Source organism: Chryseobacterium sp. S0630, assembly GCF_024158915.1.
In the GTDB taxonomy this organism is placed as follows: Bacteria; Bacteroidota; Bacteroidia; order Flavobacteriales; family Weeksellaceae; genus Chryseobacterium.
In genome coordinates, this window is record NZ_JAMZGF010000025.1 from 43,364 (window position 1) to 65,306 (window position 21,943).

Genomic DNA, 21,943 nt, shown 5'->3' on the forward strand with positions numbered 1-21,943 from the left:
CGCAGATTTAGCGGATTACGCGGATCATTTTAAATCAACAAAATTTGCTCAATCTGCGAAAGGATATTATTTCTTCTGAAAACTAAAAATCAAAATAATTTTTTGCGTTATGGTAGCAGATATCTGAAATGGTTTTCCCGATCAGTTCTATATCATTCGGCAGTTCGCCGTTTTTCATTTCTTCCCCGAAAAGATTACACAACACTCTTCTGAAATACTCATGTCTCGGGTAAGAAAGGAAACTTCTGGAATCCGTCAGCATTCCCACAAAACAGCTTATTAATCCCATATTGGAAAGGGCATTCATCTGTTTGATCATTCCGTCTTTCTGATCAAGAAACCACCATCCGGAGCCAAACTGTACTTTACCTTTGATGCTTCCATCATTGAAATTCCCGATCATTGTTGCGAAAATTTCGTTATCCGCAGGATTTAAATTGTAAAGAATGGTTTTTGTAAGTTTATCTTTTCCGTCTAAAGTGTTCAAAAATCTGGAAAGCGTTTCTGCCTGTACAAAGTCTCCAATAGAATCCCAGCCGGTATCCGGTCCTAAAATTCTGTGCATTCTTTCATTATTATTTCTCAAAGCTCCTAAATGGAACTGCTGAACCCATCCGTATTGATGATAAGCTTCCCCTAAGAATAATAAAATGGCTGTTTTGAATTGATTCACCTGCTTTTCAGCAATCACTTTTCCGGCTAATTTATCATTGAAAATAGCATTCACTTCCGCTTCTGTAGCTTCTTCAAAAGAAATATTATTTAAGCCGTGATCACACAGTCTGCATCCATTTTCGTGGAAATATTCGATCCTTTTAAGCAAAGCATCACATAAAGTCTGGTAAGAATTAATTTCAATCCCTGCTGATGTTCCCAGTTTTGCAATGTAATCTGCGAAGTTGTGGTTTTCAATCAGAATCGCCTTATCCGGACGGAATGCAGTGCTTACTTTGATACTGAAATCACTTTTCGCCAGATCCTGATGGTAATTCAAGGTGTCTGTAGGGTCTTCTGTAGTACATAGAGATTCCACATTCATCATTTTCAAAAGACCTCTGGTAGATTTTTCAGGGGTTTGAAGCTGAGTGGTGATGTTTTCATAGATTTCCGATGCATTGTCTCCATTCAACAGTTCATCAATTCCGAAATATCTTTTCAATTCCAGATGAGTCCAGTGATACAAAGGGTTTCTCAAAGTATACGGAACTGTTTTTGCCCATGCTTCGAATTTTTCTTTGTCTGAAGCATCTCCCGTGATGAATTTTTCATTGACTCCCATCGTTCTCATAGCTCTCCATTTGTAGTGGTCACCAGCAATCCAGACTTTGGAAATATTGTCAAAAACAGTGTCTTCTGCAATATCTTTAGGAATCAAATGATTATGATAATCGATGATCGGCTGTTTTTCTGCGAATCTGAAGTAAAGTTCTTCAGCGTATTTATTTTGTAATAAGAATTGGTCTGTTATAAAAGGTTTCATTTTTTGTCTAATCTGTTGTTATTCATTAGCAGGTTTTCCAATAGTCGCCAGGATTCCTCCATCTACGTAAATAATCTGTCCGTTGATGAATCTGCTTGCATCAGAAGCAAGGAAAATAGCGGTTCCTGCAAGGTCTTCCGGGTTTCCCCATCTCCCTTCCGGCGTTCTGCTGATGATAAAATCATTGAAAGGATTTCCATCCACACGGATGGGTTCTGTCTGGGAGGTTGCAAAATATCCGGGACCGATTCCGTTCACCTGAATATTGTGTTTTGCCCATTCTGTTGCCAGATTTTTGGTAAGCATTTTAAGGCCGCCTTTTGCTGAAGCATAGGCTACTACATTGTCACGTCCCAGCTCACTCATCATCGAGCAGATGTTGATAATTTTCCCCGATTTCCTTTTAATCATATATTTCCCGATTAATTTCGACATGATAAAAGGTCCGGTAAGATCTACATCAATTACTTTTCTAAAGTCATCCACTTCCATATCAATAGCCGGAATACGTTTGATGATTCCCGCATTATTGACAAGGATGTCTATTTTTCCATGAGTGGCTTCCATTAAAGCTACTTTTTGGGCAGCTTCCAGCTCATCCGTCACATCAAAAATATAGCCTGTTGCTTTATACCCTTTTTCATGGTAATAATTCAACGCTTCTTCCAGCTTTGATGGCGTTGTACTGGTAATGGCCAGCTCAGCACCAGCTGCAGCAAGTCCTTCTGCCATTGCCATTCCTAATCCGTGAGTACCTCCGGTAACCACAGCTACCTTACCGGATAAATCAAATAAATTCATTGGAAAAATTACTTTAGTTCGTTTGTTTTAATACCGTCCATATCACCATAGTCCATATTTTCTCCGGCCATACCCCAGATAAAAGTATAATTGGCAGTTCCTACGCCAGAGTGGATGGACCATTCCGGAGACAACACTGCCTGCCTGTTCTTCATAAACAGGTGACGGGTTTCATGGGGCTGGCCCATAAAATGACTTACTGTCTGCCCTTCTTCCAGATCAAAATAGAAATAGGCTTCCATTCTTCTGGTGTGGGTATGCGCAGGCATTGTGTTCCAGACATTTCCGGGATGCAGCTCAGTCATACCCATTTGGAGCTGGCAGGTTTCTACCACAGAATTAACAATCAGTTTGTTGATAGTACGTTTATTCGCATATTTCTCGTCGCCCAGTTCCACAATTTCAGCTTCGTTTTTGGTGATTTTCTTTGTGGGACATGCATGATGCGCCGGAGCTGAATTGATGTAGAAATAAGGCTGTTCTTTACCTGTCTTTTCAAAGATCACTTCCTGAGATCCTTTTCCGATGTATAAAGCTTCTTTATTTCCAAGCTCATATACATTTCCGTCAACAGTTACTTTTCCTGCTCCTCCTACATTGATGATTCCCAGCTCTCTTCTGTCAAGAAAATTTTCAGCTTTCAGATCATCAGTGGGCTCCAGTTTCAACGCTTTGGAGGAAGGCATTACTCCTCCTACAATAAGCCTGTCATACATAGAATACACCAGTTTTATCTTATCCTCATTGAATAAATCATCGATTAGAAACTCCCTCCTGAGATCTTCTGTGGTATATTTTTTCACATCTTCAGGATGATGGGCGTAACGAAATTCTGATTGTGCCATACTACTATTTTTACTTTTTCTTTTTTACGGTTTTCGCAAACCTGTTAAACTCAATGTAATCGATTGCATAAAATTACACTAAAATTGCAGAAATACTTGTGGGGTTAAATATATAATTATTCTTTAAGTAGTTAACAAAAAATTAATTTTATTTTAAAATAAGCTGATTATCAAATAAATAAAATTAAAAATAGATTTAAAAAGAGTTGGAAAAGAGAAAAAAAATATAGAATAAATTTCCCAAAATAAGAAACTAACCGGACTTAAAATATAAAATCATGCCAAAATAACACAGAAAACAAGCAATGAAATATTGATTAAAATATCATCAAATTAATACACATATGATATATACTCGTAAATATTAATAAAAAGTACAAAATACAGAAGTACTGATAATTTCAAAAAGATGACAAAAATCAGAAAATGATTAAAATTTTTCTTCCCAGGCATCAATTTCGGGATTTTTTATATCCGAAAACAGACATAGTTTTAATCAAAATTTAAGTTTTATAAACATTAAACACTTCCTTAACACATTTTTATTGTTAAGATTTAGAACAAAATGAAAACAATTATATACAATTGATTAACAATAAATTAAATTCATAAAACAAACATTTGTAAGGCTAAACACATTGTATTAAACACATAAATTAATGAAAAAATAACATTTTTTTCTTTGCGTATTGAAAAATAATATTAGTTTAGGAGCCAGATTAATTTATTATAAATAATTACGCAATCGATTGCACAAAAGCGTAAGAAAATGATTAAAGTACATAATGGCCACTAAAATCTGCAGAATACTTAAAAATCCTAATCAAAAACGATTGAAAAAACTTTCAACCAAGAATTAAAACTATAAGGATACATAATGGATAAAAGAGTACAATCAATAAAGTGGTTATATTTAACTGTTTTTCTGCTTCCTGTCCTTTCCATGGCTCAGGAAAAAGAAACGAAAAAAGATAAAGAAACCAAACTGGATGATGTGGTTTTGGTAGGCTATACAAAAGTTTCCAAAAAAGACGTTACCAACGCTGTTTCTTCTGTGAAAGGCGAAGCTCTTAAAGATATGCCTTCTACCAATGCTGCTGAAGCTATCCAGGGAAGACTGGCCGGTGTACAGGTTTCTCTGAGTGAAGGATCTCCCGGAGCAGATGTGGACATTGTAATCCGCGGTGGAAACTCCATTACCCAAAGCAATGCCCCACTCTATATTGTAGATGGTGTGCAGATGGATAATGCCCTGACCATCTTATCTCCCAAAGAAATAGAATCAATTGAAGTATTAAAAGATGCCTCTTCCACTTCTATTTTCGGATCAAGAGGAGCTAACGGTGTAGTTCTGATCACTACAAAAGGCGGCCGCAAAAAAGGAAAAACAACAATTAACTATAATGGTTTTGTAGGGGTAAGAAGCATTCAGAATAAGATCAGTGTACTTGATCCTTACCAGTATGTTCTTTATCAGTATGAACAATATTATAAGAATGGAGATGCAAAAGATATTGAAACTTTTAACACACGCTACGGAACTTTTGATCAGCTTGACAAATATAAGTCTGTAAAAAATGTAAACTGGCAGGATAAGCTTTTCGGAAGAGAAGCATTCAATTTTACGCACAATGTATCTTTATCCGGAGGATCTGAAAACTCTGCATTTTCATTGACACTTAATAATGTGGAGGAAGACGGAGTGATGATTGGATCCGGATTCAAACGTAATATGGCCAACTTCAGATATGATTATGATATTTCAAAAAAGCTGAGTATTGGTCTGAACGCCCGCTACAGCCGTCAGATGATCTACGGAGCGGGAACTTCTGCCTCAGGTTCACAAACCACCAACCGGTTGAGAAATGCCATCAGATATCAGCCTTTTGAAGGTGGTTCTACGGTAGATGTTGATGATTTTGATCCTTTATTTGCAGATCAGACGAATCTTGTCAATCCTGTTTTACTGGCCAATGATGAAGTAAAGGAAAGCGGAAGAAATGACTTATTACTGAACGGAACAATTGAATATAAGATCAGTAAAGATTTTACGTTCCGAAGTGTGATCGGTTATGTACAGAGAGATCAGATCGTCAATCAGTTTTCAGGTCCGGTTACCAGCCTTGCCAGACAGAACAATGATCAGCCAGTGGTGTTTATGAGTAATTCTCAAACCAGAAGAATTACCAATACCAACACATTGAATTATAGAAGAACATTCGGTAATCATAAGTTTGATCTTTTAGCAGGTCAGGAAACCGTGAGAACCGATGGTGAATCTACCTCCATCAATATCAAATGGTTCCCTAAATCTTCTTCGGCACAGGAAGCCTTTGCTAATTCACAGCTGGCATCACCACCTTCAGGAATGGTTCAGGATGCTCCTAAAACGGCAAGAGAGGTAGACCGTTTAGCATCTTTCTTTGGAAGGGTAAATTATATCTACAACAACAAATATATTGCAACAGTTTCCATGAGAGCCGATGGTTCCAGTGTTTTCAAACCTGGTCCCAATCAGTGGGGATACTTTCCTGCAGCTTCTTTAGCCTGGAAAATCAAGGAAGAAAATTTCTTGAAGCAGAGCAATTTTGTGAATGAACTGAAACTTCGTTTAGGATATGGAAAATCAGGAAATAACAGAATCGGAGCTTTTTTATATGATACCTTCTTTACATCATCGTCAGATTACGGCTACGCTTTCGGAACCAGTGTTACCCCAGGGGCTACCACCGGAAATATTATGGCCAACCCTAATGTAAAATGGGAAACAGCCACTTCATACAATGCCGGAATTGATTTTGGGTTGTTTAAAGGAAGGCTTTATGGAACTCTGGATGTTTATAAAACAGATACCAAAGACCTTTTATTATTAGCCAAAATACCACAGACTTCCGGATACGAGTATCAATACCAAAACTCAGGAAGCAGCGAAAATAAAGGGATAGAACTATCAATGGGAAGTACCATCATCAGCAAAGAAAACTTTTCGTGGAAAATTGATGCCAATATTTCTTCCAACAGAAATACCATCAAAAGCTTGGGAAGCAATGCCTCTGCCAGTGCCAATTCTTACTACTACCCTTCCGGATGGCAGAATAACCTGTTTGATTTCCTTGTACAGGTAGGTAAACCGGTAGGTACTTATTGGGGATATGTTACAGCAGGAAGATATGAAGTAAGTGATTTTAATTATGACGCAGCTACCCAACTTTATACACTAAAGGCAGGAATTGCAAGTTCTGCTGCTGTTGCTAACGGTGCAAAAGCCGTACAACCAGGAGACCTTAAACTTCAGGACCTGAATGGAGACGGAGTAATTGATAACAAAGATATGACTGATCTTGGGAGTGCACAGCCTAAATTCTACGGAGGTTTTACCCAAACATTCCGCTATAAGAACTGGGATATGAGTTTGCTTTTCAATTTCTCCATAGGAAATAAAGTGTACAATGCCAACAAATTAGAATACACCACTCAATATCTTTATAAGGATAATAATATGCTTGCTGAAGTAGCAGACCGCTGGAGATGGTTTGATAATGCCGGAAATAAAGTAACAGATCCTACTGCTCTTGCCGCTCTTAATGCCAATACAACGATGTGGACTCCTCCCGCAGGAGCTTATTTCCTTCATTCTTATGCTATTGAAGACGGTTCTTTCTTGAGACTGAATAACCTTACCATTGGATATAGTCTTCCAAAAGGATCTCTTGATGCTATTGGAGTGAAAAACCTGAGGCTGTATGCTACCGTTAATAATTTATTTACGATTACGGGTTATTCAGGATTTGATCCGGAAGCCAATACAAGAAGAAATCCATTAACTCCGGGAGTAGATTATTCTGCTTATCCAAGAAGCCGATTTATTTTATCAGGAGTAGATATTACTTTCTAAAACGAACGCTATGAACAAAAATAAATTTTCAAGTTTTTTCTTATCTCTTGCCTGCGTGGTTACTCTTAATTCCTGCAGTGATTATTTAGAGGTAGAAAATCTTTCCAATACTGCTGAGAAGCAACAATTTGACTCAGCACCAGACACCTTTGCTGCACTTGTAGGGGTTTATAACAGTGCTATGGGTGACAATACGTATGGACAGAGAATGAATCTCATCCTTTCCCAGTCCGGGGACGATCTCAGAACCTCCGGAGATTATAATGCCAACGACAGAAGAGGAATAAGCTGTTTCGGAGCAGTTCCCACCAATACGGAATTATTAAGACCTTTCCTGGATACTTACACAGGCATCGAAAGAGCGAATCTTGTAATCAAAAACATTCCTCTTTCTCCAGTTTATCAAACCGGATCTGCAGCTGATAAAAAACTGATGGACCGCTATCTGGGCGAAGCATTAACACTAAGAGCATTGTTTTATTATGATCTTATTAAAAACTGGGGTGATGTCCCTTTTCAGGATGTCCCTTCTGCAGATCTGCCATCCGTTTATATTCCGAAAACAGACCGTGATATCATCTATGAAAAACTTCTTGATGATCTGGCAAAAGCATCTGCTCTGGTGCCATGGAAATCTGAAGGAGGAACTACTGCACAAAGACTTTCCAAAGCAGCAGTAAAAGGATTAAGAGCCAGAATAGCCTTGGCAAGAGCCGGATATTCTTTGAGAAGAAGTCCGCAACTCATGACGCAAGGAACAAATCCTCAGAAATATTATCAGATTGCGTATGATGAATGCAAAGATATCATCACTTCCGGGCAGCACAAGCTGAACCCTAGCTATGAAGGGCTTTTCAGATCTTTGCATACCAACACTCCGGATACAACGAGTGAAATTATTTTTGCTGTCGGAGCTTTTGGCGGAAACTCTAGAACAGATTCAAAAATCGGATATTATAATGGGTTAAGGCATGATGATTCTGACTGGAAATCAGCCGGAGGAATCAGTGCTATTCCTACCTATTTCTATGAGTTCAGTAAATATGATTTGAGAAGAGATGTTAATATTGCCATTTTCAGGGTGAGCACATCAAAACAGGAGGATCTTCAGACTTCCATCAACTGGAATGACGGAAAATTCAGAAAGTCGTGGACGAGCATTACGGGAACTTCCCAGAACTTAGGAATCGACTGGCCGTTGCTACGATATGCCGATATTTTATTAATGTTTGCTGAAGCAGACAATGAACTTCACAGTGCTCCTTCTCAGGAAGCCATTGATGCTGTAATGGCTGTAAGACAAAGAGCTTATACAGGTAATTTGGGTCAGATAGGAACCATTCCTACTTCCAAGAATGACTTCTTTAAATATATTGTTCAGGAAAGATTATTGGAATTCGGAGGTGAAGGATTGAGAAAATATGATCTGATCCGCTGGAACCTTCTGGAAACAAAGATCAATGAAACCCGACAGAAACTTACAGATTTCATGAACGGCACAGGAGCTTATGCGAATGTTCCCGAGTATATTTTTTACAAAAAACCGGCTTCCACTGTTGCCAATTATGTTCCCACAAAAACAGCACAGCAAAACGTTCTGGATATGGACATTTATGTGAACGGAATCAACAAGGCTGATGTTTTCTACAATCCAAATCAAAGTGTGGCTACTCCTACAGGATACACAAAAGTGAACTGGAGACTGGCTATGACACAGCCTTACATCAGTGGAGATCCGGTGAAAAGTTATGCGTATTATTTCCAGCCTAACAAAAAGGAACTTCTTCCTATTGCGCTGGATGTGATCAATTCAAATTATAACCTTACCCAGGATTACGGATACTAGATAGTTCAACATTCATATCAAAATACAGGCTGTCTTCCACCAAGATCAGTCTGTATTTTACCTCAAAACTGCTTTATGAAATTTTCCATCTTTTTTAAAAACACGGCTCTGTTTTCTGTTGCTCTGATGGCTTTAGTCAGTCTTCTTTCTTTCAAAATCAAGGATAAAACCATCGTGGTTTCGAAAGATGGGAAAGGTAATTTCACAACCGTTCAGCAGGCAATTAACGCTATTGAAAACAATTCTTCAACAAGAACAAAAGTTTTTATTAAAAACGGAACTTATAAAGAAAAGATTACCATTCAGGAAACAAAAGGAGTCATACTTCTGGTAGGTGAAAATCCAGAAAAAACAATCATTACTTACAATGATTATGCCTCAAAAAAGAATGCTGAAGGAAAAGAGATCGGGACGACAGGTTCATCCACAATATTTATTTATTCAAATGATTTTACAGCAAAAAATATTTCATTTGAAAACAGTTCCGGAAGAGTCGGACAGGCAGTTGCTGTATTAACTTCCGGTGACAGAATCGCCTTTGAAAACTGCAGATTTTTAGGAAATCAGGATACTTTATATTTAAAAGGAGTTCAGGATCTCGAGGACAAGACAAAACCATCAAGAAACTACTTCAAAAACTGTTATATCGAAGGAACAACGGATTATATTTTTGGGGCTGGAACAGCTGTTTTTGAAAATTGTATTATTTACTCCAAAGAAACGGCAAGCTATGTTACAGCCGCTTCTACTCCACAGGGAAATGAATTTGGGTTCGTTTTTATCAATTCAAAGATTATTGGAAATGCAAAAGACCATTCCGTCTATCTGGGAAGACCATGGAGACCTTTTGCAAGAACCGTTTATATCGACTGTGAGCTTAACTCAACGATAAAGCCTGAAGGATGGCACAACTGGAACAAAACGGAAGCAGAAAAGACCACATTGTACGCAGAAAGCAACTCAAAAGGAGCCGGAGCCAATATGACTCAAAGAGTTCCTTGGTCGCATCAATTAAATAAAGAAGAAAGAAAAAAATACACTCCGGAAAATATTCTTAAAGGAAATGATCAGTGGAATATAAAAAAGAGCTTACAATAATTCATACAAGCATCTTCAATCATGACAAAAAACTTCATTAAACTATTCACCACGGGACTTTTATGCAGTATTTCTACGCTGGTTGATGCGCAGGAAATATTGAGCTTTCCCGGAGCTGAAGGTTTTGGAAGATTCACAAAAGGCGGACGTGGCGGAAAGGTCTATTTCGTCACCCATCTGAAAGACGATAACTCTGCAGGAAGTTTAAGATTCGCTTTGAATCAAAAAGGTCCGAGATATATTGTATTTAGAACCAGTGGAACTATTTACCTGCAGTCTCCTTTGAAAATGAAAGAGGGCGATGTCACCATTGCCGGACAAACCGCTCCCGGAGACGGAATTACGATTGCCAATTATGAAACATTTGTAGCTGCAGATAATGTTATCATCCGTTTCCTAAGATTCAGAATGGGTGATCAGAAAAAATTTGAGGGCGATGCTTTGGGAGCAAGATTTATCAAAAATCTGATGGTAGATCATTGTTCTATGAGCTGGTCTACAGACGAAACAGTCTCGATTTACGCCAATGAAAAAACAACTCTTCAATGGTGTCTCATTGCTGAAAGTCTCAGAAATTCTGTTCATCAGAAAGGCGCACATGGCTATGGTGGAATTGCAGGAGGTAAATTCGCATCCTTTCATCATAATATCTACGCGCATCATGACAGCAGAAATCCAAGATTAGGCGAATATGCAGGAAGTAAATTTGCGCTGACAGACCTTACTGATTTCAGAAATAATCTGATCTACAACTGGGGACACAACAGTATTTATGGAGGTGAAGGAATGAACGTGAATATCGTTAATAATTATTACAAACCCGGACCGGCAACACTTACAAGACAAAGAATTGTCGCCATCGATAAAAATGAAAACCCGAAAACCGAAGTCTATAATATCTGGGGGAAATACTACATCAACGGAAATGTGATGGAAGGAAGTCCGGAAGTTACCAAAGATAACTGGACAGAAGGTGTTTTTAGTCAGATGAAACCATCCTATAACTTAACAGAAAAGGATAAAAATTCCATTAAAATCAATCAACCTCATAATATTGAGAATAACATTAAAACCCATTCTGCAGACGAAGCTTACAGGAAAGTGCTCAAATTCAGCGGAGCAAGCCTGGTAAGAGATGCTGTTGATCTTCATGTTTTAAAAGACATTGAAACCGGAAGCTTTACTTACACAGGCTCAAAAGGAAGTAAAAACGGAATCATTGATTCTCAAAATGACACAGGCGGATTTCCTCATTTAAAACAGGTAAAGCCTCTCCCCGATTCCGACAACGACGGAATGCCGGATGAATGGGAAATCAAACATCATTTGAACCCAAAATCAGCCAATGCCAACGGCAGAGATCTTGATAAAAACTATGACAATATAGAAGTGTATATAAATGATATTGTCCGTACAATAACCGATGACCAAAACTAATAACCATGAAAACTCATCAACAGAAATCGGTAACCCAACAGGAAAAAGTATGAAACTCAGTTTATTTAAAATAGTCATAGCAGGCGCTTTTATCAGCACCCATCTTTCAGCGCAGACTTCTGTGATTGAAGCCATTAAGAAAAACCCAAAAGCACCATTTTCTTACGCTGAACTTTCTGTAAAAGAAGGCGGAAAATGGGAAGGTAATCAATACATTGGAGGAACTTTCAAAAACGTTCAGGAACTCACGCTTCCCGAAGCCCACACAAATCATTCTTCTTATATCAGATACGAAGGAATTGGTCTTGAAAACAATCAGATTGGCTACAGACTTTATCTGGACTGGAGAAATGCTACAGATATTTTCGGTAAAAAAGTAACAGGACTCGTATTGCCGGAAGTAGGCCAAGACGGCTTTGAATCTTATCATCACGATGCTCCGTGGGGACAGGATATTCTGAAATCCGGACGTACCATAGGAGTTGGTTCTTACGGAAGATATGATGAGCAGAATGATTATGTTGAAACCTTTAAAATTGTAAAAAGCACGAATGCAAAAGTAGTGAATGCAAAAGATCAGTCTTATGCCCTTATCACTTACAAAGATTGGAAAACCTGGGGTGATGCTGTAGACCTGCAATCAAAACTGACCATTTTCCCCAAAGACCGTTTCGTAAAAGTAGATCTCAATCTGAGTAACAGTCTTTCAGGTCTTTGCACCGGAATCGTTGCTTTCAAAGACATCCCTATGAAACAGGGAATCAGTAAAAATAAAAAATGGGCTTATATTGCCACTTACGGACAACAAACTCTGGCTAAAAAAGAAGACAATCTGGGAATGGCAGTCTTCTATCCGCTGGAAAGCTTTGATAAATATGTGAAAACAAAATCTACCCATACCATCGTTTTCAAAAAGACGAAAAATGTATCCTATTACTTTCTGGGAGCCTGGTCTCAGGAATCCAACGGCTTAACAACCGAAGAATCTTTTTACCAGGATCTGGATCAAAAACTGGATATTCTCGATAAAACTCATCAACTTTAAAGTTTAACATCATGAACTTTATCAATAACACTATTAAAATCTACGCTGTGGCAGCTGCCTGTTCCGGATTATTTTTTTCCTGTGCACAAAAGCCATTGCAAAACACTTCATCAGAAATACATTCAGAAGCAAATGTCAAAATTTCAGCTAAGCTTCCATGGTCTCAAAGGATGCTCCTTTCTGAAATAAAAAGATTTCCGCAAGCCTGGATGCTGGATTATAATAAAGCCCCGAAATGGAGCTATCCAACGGCAATTGTCCTGGAAGGCGCAGAAAGATTATACGAAAAAACCGGGAACAAAGAATATTATCAGTATATCACAACCTTCGGTGATACCATGGTAAAAGAAGATGGAAGCATTGTTTCTTACGATCTTTCCAAATACAATATCGACATGCTGAATTGTGGGAACGTTCTTCTTTACCTGTATCAACAGGAGAAAAAAGATAAATATTTAAAAGCTTTACAAACCCTGCGTTCTCAGATAGATGGTCAGCCAAGAACATCAGAAGGTGGATTCTGGCACAAGAAAATTTATCCCAACCAGATGTGGCTGGACGGCTTATACATGGGCGAACCTTTTTATGCGCACTACACTCACTATTTTTCAAAAGGAGAAGATGCTGAAAAAGCCTACAATGATATCATCAACCAGTTTAACCTGATTCAAAAGCATCTTTTAGACAAAAAAACAGGGCTACTCTATCACGCATGGGACGAAAGCCGTCAACAACAATGGGCCGACAAAGAAACAGGACTTTCTCCCAATTTCTGGTCCAGAGCAATGGGCTGGTACGGAATGGCTATGGTAGATGTTTTGGATTATTTACCTCAGAACCATCCCGGAAGAGCAAAATTACTTTCCTATTTAAAATCGTATTGTGATGCCGTCATCAAAGTACAGGATTCCAAAACAGGACTTTGGTACCAGGTACTGGATAAAGGCGGAGAAAAAGGGAACTACCTGGAAGCTACGGGCTCATCTATGTTTGTATATACCATGATAAAATCTGTAAACAAAGGATATTTACCCCAATCCTATAAAGGTTACGCAAAAAAGGGATATGAAGGAATTATCAAAAACCTGATCACAGTAGATGAAAATGGTGTCGTAAGCTTAAATAAATGCTGTGCAGTAGCCGGACTAGGCGGAACACCCTACAGAAGCGGTTCTTATGAATATTACGTGAATGAAGAAGTACGCTCCAATGATCCGAAAGGAACAGGTCCTTTTATCCTGGCAAGTTTAGAATTTGAAAAATAAAAAAAGATTGAGAAATCCTCATCCTTGACAAGGATTGGTAAGTCAGGAAAAGTATAATTGATTGTATGAAGACAAAAAATATTGTAAATATCATTGCCATTACAGCATGTTCTGTGGCTTCTACCTATCTTCAGGCACAGGAAAAGAACTATGTTTCCGAGGTCTGGACGGCCGATCAGGGAAAAAATTATAAAAACCCCATTTTGTATGCCGATTATTCCGATCCGGACGTTATCCGCGTGGGCAGCGATTACTATATGACAGCATCCAGCTTCAATGAAACACCTGGACTTCCCATCCTTCATTCTAAAGATATGATCAATTGGAAACTGGTCAATTATGCCATTCAGGATATTCTTCCTCTGGAACATTTCTCTACTCCCAAAAGAGGTGATGGAGTCTGGGCACCAAGCATAAGATTTCACAAAGGAGAATTCTACATTTATTGGGGAGATCCTGATTTTGGAATTTATATGGTGAAAACCAAAGATCCATTGGGAACCTGGGAAAAGCCGGTCTTGGTAATGGAAGGAAAAGGATTAATAGATTCCTGTCCGTTCTGGGATGAAGACGGAAACGCTTATCTTATTCATGGTTGGGCGGGAAGCCGTGCAGGAGTAAAAAGTATTTTAACACTCAATAAAATGAATCCAGAAGGAACAAAAGTTCTGGATAAAGGCGTTCATGTATTTGACGGCCATGATGCTCATCCTACCGTTGAAGGTCCTAAACTATATAAAAGAAATGGCTACTATTATATTTTTGCGCCTGCTGGCGGTGTGGCAACAGGATGGCAGCTGGTATTGAGATCAAAGAATATTTATGGCCCTTATGAAGAAAAAATAGTATTGGAACAGGGTTCAACAACCATCAACGGACCTCATCAGGGAGCTTGGGTAGATACTCTTTCCGGTGAAGACTGGTTTTATCATTTTCAGGATGTGGATGCCGGAGGAAGAATCATTCACCTACAGCCGATGAAATGGGAAAAAGACTGGCCGGTAATGGGAATTGATCATAATAAAAACGGAATTGGCGAACCTGTTTCAACCTATAAAAAGCCTGATATTGGGCAATACTACCCTGCTTCAACGCCTCCTGAAACCGATGAATTTGATGGTGAAAAACTAGGACTGCAATGGCAATGGAGTGCCAATGAAAATATTGTATGGTCATCCAAACTTCCCGGGCAAAAATTTTTAAGACTTTTCTCTATAAAAATTCCGGAAGGAGAAAAAAATCTATGGAATACCCCGAATCTTTTAACCCAAAAATTTCCAGCTCCGAATTTTGCAGCCTCCACAAAGGTGAAGCTGACTCCGGAAGATGCCAAAGAAGGAAAAACTGCCGGATTATTAATCATGGGGTCAGATCATGCATCTTTAGTGATCACGAACAAACCTGACGGTTATTATCTCCAACTCAGGAAGGCGGAAAAGGCAGACAAAGGCGGGGAAGAAAAAATACTGTTTGAAACCCCGTTAAAAAGTAACGAGGTTTATTTAAAAGTCAATGTAAATGAGCCCAATGGTTTATGCCAGTTCAGCTACAGTGAAAACGGCAAAAATTTCATCAAAGCCGGTGAGATTTTCCAGGCAAAACCGGGAAAATGGATTGGAGCAAAAGTAGGTTTGTACAGCGTCAGTACAACAAAAGCTCCACGTGGAGGATATGCAGATTTTGATTGGTTCAGAATTACAAAGAAATAAAATGTAAAACGCTCGCAGATTATGCAGATAACGCAGATTTTAATGATAAAATAATACACAATCATCTGCAAAATCAGCACAATCTACGAGAGAGTAAAAAGAAAGTTATGTTGGAAAACGCTAAGACGTGATGAAATATCAAAATGTAAATAATTATAAGGACGCAAAGATTTTATCTACGATAAAATTGAATACCGCTCAACTTGCCGAAAATCTTATATTGAGCGAAGTCGAAGTGTTCTTACACATTAAAAACAAAATAAAGAATATAAAACCTTGCACCTTTGCGATTATTCAACAAAAATGTCATACAGAAAAAATAAATAAAACGCTCGCAGATTATGCAGATAACGCAGATTTTAATGATAAATTGATACACAATCATCTGCAAAATCAGTTCAATCTGCGAGAGAGTAAAAAGAAAGTTATGTTGGAAATCCAACAAAAAAAGTAATGAAAAAAAGCATATACAAAACCGTTTCATTTTTATTCAGTGTAATATTGTTATCAGCATGCCAGTCGCAGGATAGAGCAAAAAAAACGATATCAAAACAGAATAAAAAAGTAACGCATATCTACCTCATTGGAGACTCCACAATGGCTGACTATACCAGAGATTATGATCCGGGAAAAGATTATATGAAAGTACGCTATCCTATCACAGGTTGGGGGCAGGTATTTCAGCCTTTCTTTGCAAAAGACAGCATTGAAACTCTGAAACCTGGTATCAACACAGATTCAGTAGCTGTTATTGACAGAGCTCATGGTGGAAGAAGTACACGAACTTTTTTTCAGGAAGGAAGATGGCGGTATGTGTATGAACATCTTCAGCCTAATGATTATGTAATTATGCAGTTTGGGCACAATGACGGTTCAGAAAAGCATCCTGAGCGTTATGTGAATATTCAGGGATATAAAGAATTTTTAAGATTATTTGTTTCCCAGACCAAACAAAAGGGTGGAAATCCGGTTATTGTAACTCCTGCAGCAAGAAATTATCCCTGGAAAGACGGAAAGCTTGAAAATGTACACGGTGAATACTGGCAGGCTCCTATTGATATCGCTAAAGAAATGAACGTTCCTTATATTGATTTAAACAAACTATCCATGGAGTATTTTACTAAAAAAGGACAGGATTTCACCACCAGTCATTATTTTATGAATCTTCCGGAAAATACTTACGAAGCCTATCCTAAAGGGCAGAAAGACAACACCCATTTTCAGCCTGAGGGAGCAAAGATAGTCGCTTCACTGGTTTATCAGGAATTTAAAAATATAATTAAAACTCAAAAAAAATAACATGAAGAAGTCACTTACCATTATCAGTTTAGCAGTAGCAATGATGTTTTCCGGGCATGCCTATGCTCAGAATCTGGATATTTATAAAAACATTGAGTTTACAATGCCTCAGGTTGTAGAAGCATCTTTTCCTGCCAATACCGTATCCATCACGCAATTTGGTGGAATTTCAGGGGGAAATGTAAAAAATACACAGGCATTCAAAAAAGCAATCGATGAGCTCAGCAAAAAAGGAGGTGGAAAACTGGTTGTTCCCAGAGGAATGTGGCTTACTGGGCCTATTGAACTGAAAAGCAATATCAATCTTCACGTAGAAGAAGGTGCTTTCATTATTTTCAGCAAAGATAAAAATGATTATCCCCTGGTAGATGTAAGTTTTGAAGGATTAAATACAACTCGTTGTCAATCACCTATTTCAGCAAAAAATGCAACCAATATCGCTATCACAGGAAAAGGAGTCATTGATGGAAGCGGAGATGCATGGAGAGCCATCAAAAAAAGTAAAGTGGCAGAGTCTGAGTGGAAAGAAATCATCAAATCCGGTGGAATATTATCTTCCGACGGCAAAACATGGTACCCTTCAGAAAGCTATAAAAAAGGATTTGAAAGCAGCTCAAGCTTCAATGTTCCTGATAAAATCTCGAAAGACGAACTGAACACGGTAAAAGACTTTCTGCGTCCGGTAATGGTGAGTCTGGTGGGTTGTGACAAAGTATTGTTAGATGGTCCTACCTTCCAGAATTCCCCGGCGTGGAATCTTCATCCCTTGATGTGTTCCAACCTGATTTTAAGAAACCTTACCGTAAGAAATCCATGGTTCTCTCAAAACGGTGACGGTGTAGATCTTGAATCCTGTAAAAATGTACTTATTTATGATAATACATTTGATGTGGGTGATGATGCGATCTGTATTAAATCAGGAAAAAATGAAGACGGCAGAAAAAGAGGAATGCCTACCGAAAATGTCCTCATCAAAAACAATATCGTGTACCATGGTCATGGAGGATTTGTTGTAGGGAGCGAAATGTCCGGCGGTGCAAGAAATATTCATGTTTCTGACTGTACTTTTATCGGAACAGACATCGGACTTCGTTTTAAAACCACCCGTGGAAGAGGCGGAATTGTTGAAAATATTTACATCAAAAATATTGATATGATTAATATTCCGACACAGACGATTGGTTTTAATATGTTCTACGAAGGTTCTTCCCCGGTTTTAGAAGATGGACAAAAACAGGAAGGAAACAAAACTCCTGAAAAAGTGTATCCGATAACAGAAGAAACTCCGATTTTCAGAAATATATTCTTTAAAAATATTAATGCAGTCAACTCTTACGAAGCTATCACCTTGTTTGGGCTTTCCGAAATGAATCTTAAAAACATTGTGATTGAAGATTCAAAATTCGATACAAAAAAAGCATTGACTATTGTAGATGCAGATGGAATCCAGTTAAAGAATGTAACCCTGAAATATACTGAAGGAACGGGAGCAACGGTTTATAATAGTAAGAACATTAACCTATCTACTGTGAAATTTGAATCACCAATAAAACCTTATATCAAAGTTTTAGGAAACAAAACGGGAGCTGTAGCTGTACCTAAAGATTTACTCTCTGATAAAAACACAGTTTCTATAGGAACGGATGTAGCTAAGAACTCAGTAAAATAGTTGATTATCGTAAAGACGCAAAAGATTAAATGAACAAAACTTTGCGCCTTTGTGTATTCCAACATTTATAAAATTAAACAATTATTAAACCATTAAGATGAGTTAAATTTTTAAGAATATTAAGTTAGACTTCGCACTACAAATTCCACTTAAAAATCAGAAGGATTTTCTTCATTCATCTTAATAGCTTAAGATTCTTAATGGTTTCAATGTAAAAATCTGACAAAATGATTTTTAACAAAAGACATACTTATATTTCTATTTTCTTCGTAGGGACGATGGCATTCGGGCAGGTAAGCAGACCGAATGCTTCTCCTTACACCAATGAAGGAACTTTTGAAAAATTAAAGAAAAAATACCCTTTCATTACCCCTATTGATCGTCCGGTTCCTCCAAATATCCGAATCGACAGGAATGTTGAATACAAAAACAGTAACGGATTATCATTAAAAGCCGATGTATACTACCCTATTGATGATTCAAAAAAGCATGCAGGAATTGCAATGGTTCATGGTGGCGGATGGATTTCCGGAAGCAAGGAAAATGAAAAATATATGGCTATGGAATTAGCTTCAAAAGGATTTGTAGTGATTGCTGTTGGCTACCGTCTTGCAGATGCTGCAAAATATCCGGCCGGAATTGAAGACATAGAAACAGCTATTCAATGGTTGCAGACTCATCACAAAAAATATTCTTTAAACAAAAAGAAAATGGCCGTTTTGGGTGAGTCTGCCGGAGCACAAATGGCAACTCTGGTAGGAGTACAGAAGAAAAATAATATCAAAGCGATCATCAATATTGACGGAATTGTATCCTTCATTCATCCTGAAGCAGAGGAAAGTACTTACGCCTCCTATTGGCTGGATGGAGACAGGAATACCAACCTAAAAAACTGGACAGAAGCTTCACCGCTGGAATATGTGAATGAAAATACTCCGCCTACCCTTTTTATCAACAGTTCTCAGCCTAGATTTCATGCCGGAAGAGACGATATGATGAAAAAATTAAAGGCTTACAATATCCCTACTGAATTTCATGAAATTAAAGATTCTCCGCATTCATTCTGGTCTGCAGAGCCATGGTTTACAGAAACGTTGAACTATACTGTTGATTTTTTAAATAAAGTGTTGAAATAGTTTTTAACCGGATCTTATGAAAAAATTATTTGTATTACTATTTCTCGCAGTTGCTCAATCTTTTTGGGCGCAAAGTAAACCTTATATCACTCTTACAGTGGCTCAGGATGGAAGCGGAGATTTTACCACCATTCAAAGAGCTATCAATTCTGTAAGAGATCTTGGGCCGGCAGAAGCTTTAATCAAAATCAAAACAGGAATCTATCATGAGAAAGTAATTATTCCCTCTTCAAAGCATAAAATCACGCTGGAAGGGGAAAATAAAAGCAATACGATAATTACCAACAATGATTTCTCAGGAAAAACAGATTCTTTCAATGAAAAGATGACGACTTTCAACTCCTACACTCTTTTGGTAATGGGCGATGATATCAAAATCAGCAATCTGACCATTCAAAATAGCTCATGCAACGAAGGACAGGCAGTTTCGCTTCATGTAGAAGGAGATCGTTTTGTGATTAAGGACTCTGATATCCTTGGCTGTCAGGACACTCTTTACTCCGCTTCCAACCATAGCAGACAGTATTTTGAAAACTGTTATATAGAAGGAACTACCGATTTTATTTTCGGACAGGCCACTGCTGTTTTTAAAAACTGTACGATTAAAAGTCTGGCTGATTCTTACATCACCGCTGCCGCAACGGAAATGGACAGAAAAAATGGATTTGTATTTTTCGATTGCAGGCTTACTGCTAAAGATGAGGTTTCTAAAGTGTATCTCGGAAGACCGTGGAGACCTTACGCCAAAACAGTTTTTATCAATACGGAAATGGGAAAACACATTCTTCCCGAAGGCTGGAATCCCTGGAAAGGAGACAAAATGTTTCCTGATAAAGAAAAAACAGCTTATTACGCAGAATCCGGAAGCAAAGGCGAAGGAGGAAATCCTTCAAAACGGGCTAGCTGGTCACATCAACTGACCAAAAAAGAAATTAAAAATTACACCTTAGAAAAAATCTTTGACGGCTGGAACCCCTAATTAAATAATTGTTGGATAATCGCAAAGACGCAAGGTTTTGTAAGCATCATACTCTTTTAAGACGCAAGAACATTTCGACTTCGCTCAATGGAAGATTTTCAGCAAAGGATACAATTTACAATTTTATCGGAGATAAAATCCTTGCGCCTTATAGCATAAACTTTGAAAAAAACTTGCGTCTTTGCGCTTCCCCAACCTTTTTGCTCAACAATGTCGAATCTTCTATTTCAAGACAAAAGAATTATACTAAGCAAAATAAAAATGAATAAAAAACTCACCTTTCTCATCCTCTTCCTTTCCCTCATCACCTATGCGCAACAACCTACGTTATTCCTCATTGGTGATTCTACCATGGCCAATAAAGAAAATCCAGATAAAAATCCAGAGCATGGCTGGGGGCAGATGCTTCCATCCCTTTTAACAACAGGAATATCTGTTCAAAATCACGCCACCAACGGGAGAAGCTCCAAAAGTTTCAGAACGGAAGGCAGATGGAATACCGTTTTGAATCAACTTAAGAAAGGAGATTTTGTCATCATTCAATTCGGGCACAATGATCAGAAAGTGAATGACTCGGCACGCTTTACCAATCCGTACACACAATACAGGGCCAATCTTGAAAGATATGTAAACGAAGCAAGATCTAAAGGTGCTATTCCCATACTTATGACGTCAATTGCAAGAAGGAATTTTAACGAAAACGGTGTTTTAGTGGATACACACAAAGAATATCCTCTTGTGGTAAGAATGGTGGCCAATGATCTTAAAGTACCCTTTGTTGACTTGCAGTTATTATCCGAACAGCTTGAAATTTCTTATGGTCCTGAAAACTCAAAGAAACTGCATCTGCATTATAAAAAGGGAGACGAATCTTATTACCCTGAGGGAAAAGATGATGATACTCATTTGTCAAAGCTGGGAGCCGAATCTGTTGCAAGGTTGGCAGCTACCTCTTTAAAAGCCTTGAAAACCGGCTTGGAGAAGTATATTAAATAACACGGATTGTATTGATTCCACAAAATTGTAATTAAAAAATATAAAATGGATTTCAAAAAAGAGCCTTTCTTCGATGGAAACTCAGCATGGGAAGATATAGGAAATGGTGTTTCCAGGCAGTTTGTTGGATATAATTCCCAGGTGATGATGGTTATTGTAAAGTTTGAGAAAGATGCTGTAGGAGCATTACATCAGCATTTTCATTCTCAGATCACGTATGTTGCTTCCGGAAAGTTTGAAGTTACCATAGATGGTGAAACAAAAATTTTACAGGAAGGAGATGGATTTTTTGCACAGCCCAATATTTTTCATGGGGTGAAGTGTCTTGAAGAAGGAAAACTCATTGATGCTTTTACGCCTTTCAGAGAGGATTTTTTTGTTTAATAAGACACTATAAATAGATTTCAAAAACGCTAAGACGCAAAGAAATTTCTGAAGTATTA

Annotated in this window: 17 protein-coding genes; 14 read left to right on the plus strand and 3 right to left on the minus strand. The window is 38.0% G+C overall.

The genetic code is table 11. The features are described 5' to 3' along the window. Positions 1 to 82: 82 nt before the first annotated feature. Genes uxaC through kduI form a run of 3 tightly spaced genes read right to left on the minus strand, consistent with a single transcriptional unit; the run spans position 83 to position 3,126 of the window. Positions 83 to 1,480, minus strand: a complete 1,398-nt coding sequence (gene uxaC, locus NK356_RS12800) for a glucuronate isomerase (RefSeq protein WP_253317150.1) — start codon at positions 1,478 to 1,480, stop codon at positions 83 to 85. 18 nt (positions 1,481 to 1,498) lie between these two features. Further along, positions 1,499 to 2,281, minus strand: coding sequence for a gluconate 5-dehydrogenase (locus tag NK356_RS12805; RefSeq protein WP_034694252.1), 783 nt, complete (start codon positions 2,279 to 2,281; stop codon positions 1,499 to 1,501). 8 nt (positions 2,282 to 2,289) lie between these two features. Beyond that, the gene (gene kduI / locus NK356_RS12810; protein WP_253317151.1) at positions 2,290 to 3,126 is read right to left on the minus strand and encodes a 5-dehydro-4-deoxy-D-glucuronate isomerase; all 837 of its coding nucleotides are present in this window, start codon (positions 3,124 to 3,126) and stop codon (positions 2,290 to 2,292) included. 877 nt (positions 3,127 to 4,003) lie between these two features. Here kduI and NK356_RS12815 point away from each other — a divergent pair. From NK356_RS12815 to NK356_RS12880, 14 genes are all read left to right on the plus strand, one after another. After that, positions 4,004 to 7,021 carry a TonB-dependent receptor gene (locus NK356_RS12815; RefSeq protein WP_253317152.1) on the plus strand — a complete coding sequence of 1,006 codons (3,018 nt, stop codon included), beginning with the start codon at positions 4,004 to 4,006 and terminating at the stop codon, positions 7,019 to 7,021. A 10-nt stretch (positions 7,022 to 7,031) separates the two neighbouring features. Further along, a complete protein-coding gene (locus NK356_RS12820; protein ID WP_253317153.1) occupies positions 7,032 to 8,867 on the plus strand; it encodes a RagB/SusD family nutrient uptake outer membrane protein in 1,836 nt (611 codons plus the stop codon). 75 nt (positions 8,868 to 8,942) lie between these two features. Then, positions 8,943 to 9,965, plus strand: coding sequence for a pectinesterase family protein (locus NK356_RS12825; protein WP_253317154.1), 1,023 nt, complete (start codon positions 8,943 to 8,945; stop codon positions 9,963 to 9,965). 21 nt (positions 9,966 to 9,986) lie between these two features. Beyond that, the gene (locus NK356_RS12830; protein ID WP_253317155.1) at positions 9,987 to 11,402 is read left to right on the plus strand and encodes a polysaccharide lyase family 1 protein; all 1,416 of its coding nucleotides are present in this window, start codon (positions 9,987 to 9,989) and stop codon (positions 11,400 to 11,402) included. Then, positions 11,389 to 12,447, plus strand: coding sequence for a DUF4861 family protein (locus NK356_RS12835; protein WP_253317156.1), 1,059 nt, complete (start codon positions 11,389 to 11,391; stop codon positions 12,445 to 12,447). Before NK356_RS12830 ends, NK356_RS12835 begins: the two co-directional genes overlap by 14 nt. Positions 12,448 to 12,458: 11 nt before the next feature. Continuing rightward, positions 12,459 to 13,712 (plus strand): glycoside hydrolase family 105 protein, encoded by a 1,254-nt coding sequence (locus tag NK356_RS12840; RefSeq protein WP_253317157.1) that lies wholly within the window; start codon positions 12,459 to 12,461, stop codon positions 13,710 to 13,712. A 65-nt stretch (positions 13,713 to 13,777) separates the two neighbouring features. Next, entirely contained in the window at positions 13,778 to 15,421 is a 1,644-nt protein-coding gene (locus NK356_RS12845; protein ID WP_253317158.1) for a glycoside hydrolase 43 family protein, read from the plus strand. Between the two features lie 130 nt (positions 15,422 to 15,551). Then, positions 15,552 to 15,875, plus strand: a complete 324-nt coding sequence (locus NK356_RS12850) for a hypothetical protein (protein ID WP_253317159.1) — start codon at positions 15,552 to 15,554, stop codon at positions 15,873 to 15,875. Then, complete coding sequence (locus tag NK356_RS12855; RefSeq protein ID WP_253317160.1) at positions 15,875 to 16,720, plus strand: rhamnogalacturonan acetylesterase; 846 nt, start codon at positions 15,875 to 15,877, stop codon at positions 16,718 to 16,720. Before NK356_RS12850 ends, NK356_RS12855 begins: the two co-directional genes overlap by 1 nt. A 1-nt stretch (position 16,721) precedes the next feature. Then, positions 16,722 to 18,389, plus strand: coding sequence for a glycoside hydrolase family 28 protein (locus tag NK356_RS12860; RefSeq protein WP_034696639.1), 1,668 nt, complete (start codon positions 16,722 to 16,724; stop codon positions 18,387 to 18,389). A 227-nt stretch (positions 18,390 to 18,616) separates the two neighbouring features. Further along, positions 18,617 to 19,525: an alpha/beta hydrolase gene (locus NK356_RS12865; protein WP_253317161.1), complete on the plus strand. Its 909-nt coding sequence runs from the start codon at positions 18,617 to 18,619 to the stop codon at positions 19,523 to 19,525. 16 nt (positions 19,526 to 19,541) lie between these two features. Continuing rightward, the gene (locus NK356_RS12870) at positions 19,542 to 20,504 is read left to right on the plus strand and encodes a pectinesterase family protein (protein ID WP_034696643.1); all 963 of its coding nucleotides are present in this window, start codon (positions 19,542 to 19,544) and stop codon (positions 20,502 to 20,504) included. Positions 20,505 to 20,765: 261 nt separating this feature from the next. Continuing rightward, positions 20,766 to 21,500 carry a rhamnogalacturonan acetylesterase gene (locus tag NK356_RS12875; protein ID WP_253317162.1) on the plus strand — a complete coding sequence of 245 codons (735 nt, stop codon included), beginning with the start codon at positions 20,766 to 20,768 and terminating at the stop codon, positions 21,498 to 21,500. Between the two features lie 45 nt (positions 21,501 to 21,545). After that, a complete protein-coding gene (locus NK356_RS12880; RefSeq protein WP_253317163.1) occupies positions 21,546 to 21,884 on the plus strand; it encodes a cupin domain-containing protein in 339 nt (112 codons plus the stop codon). Positions 21,885 to 21,943 lie beyond the last annotated feature (59 nt).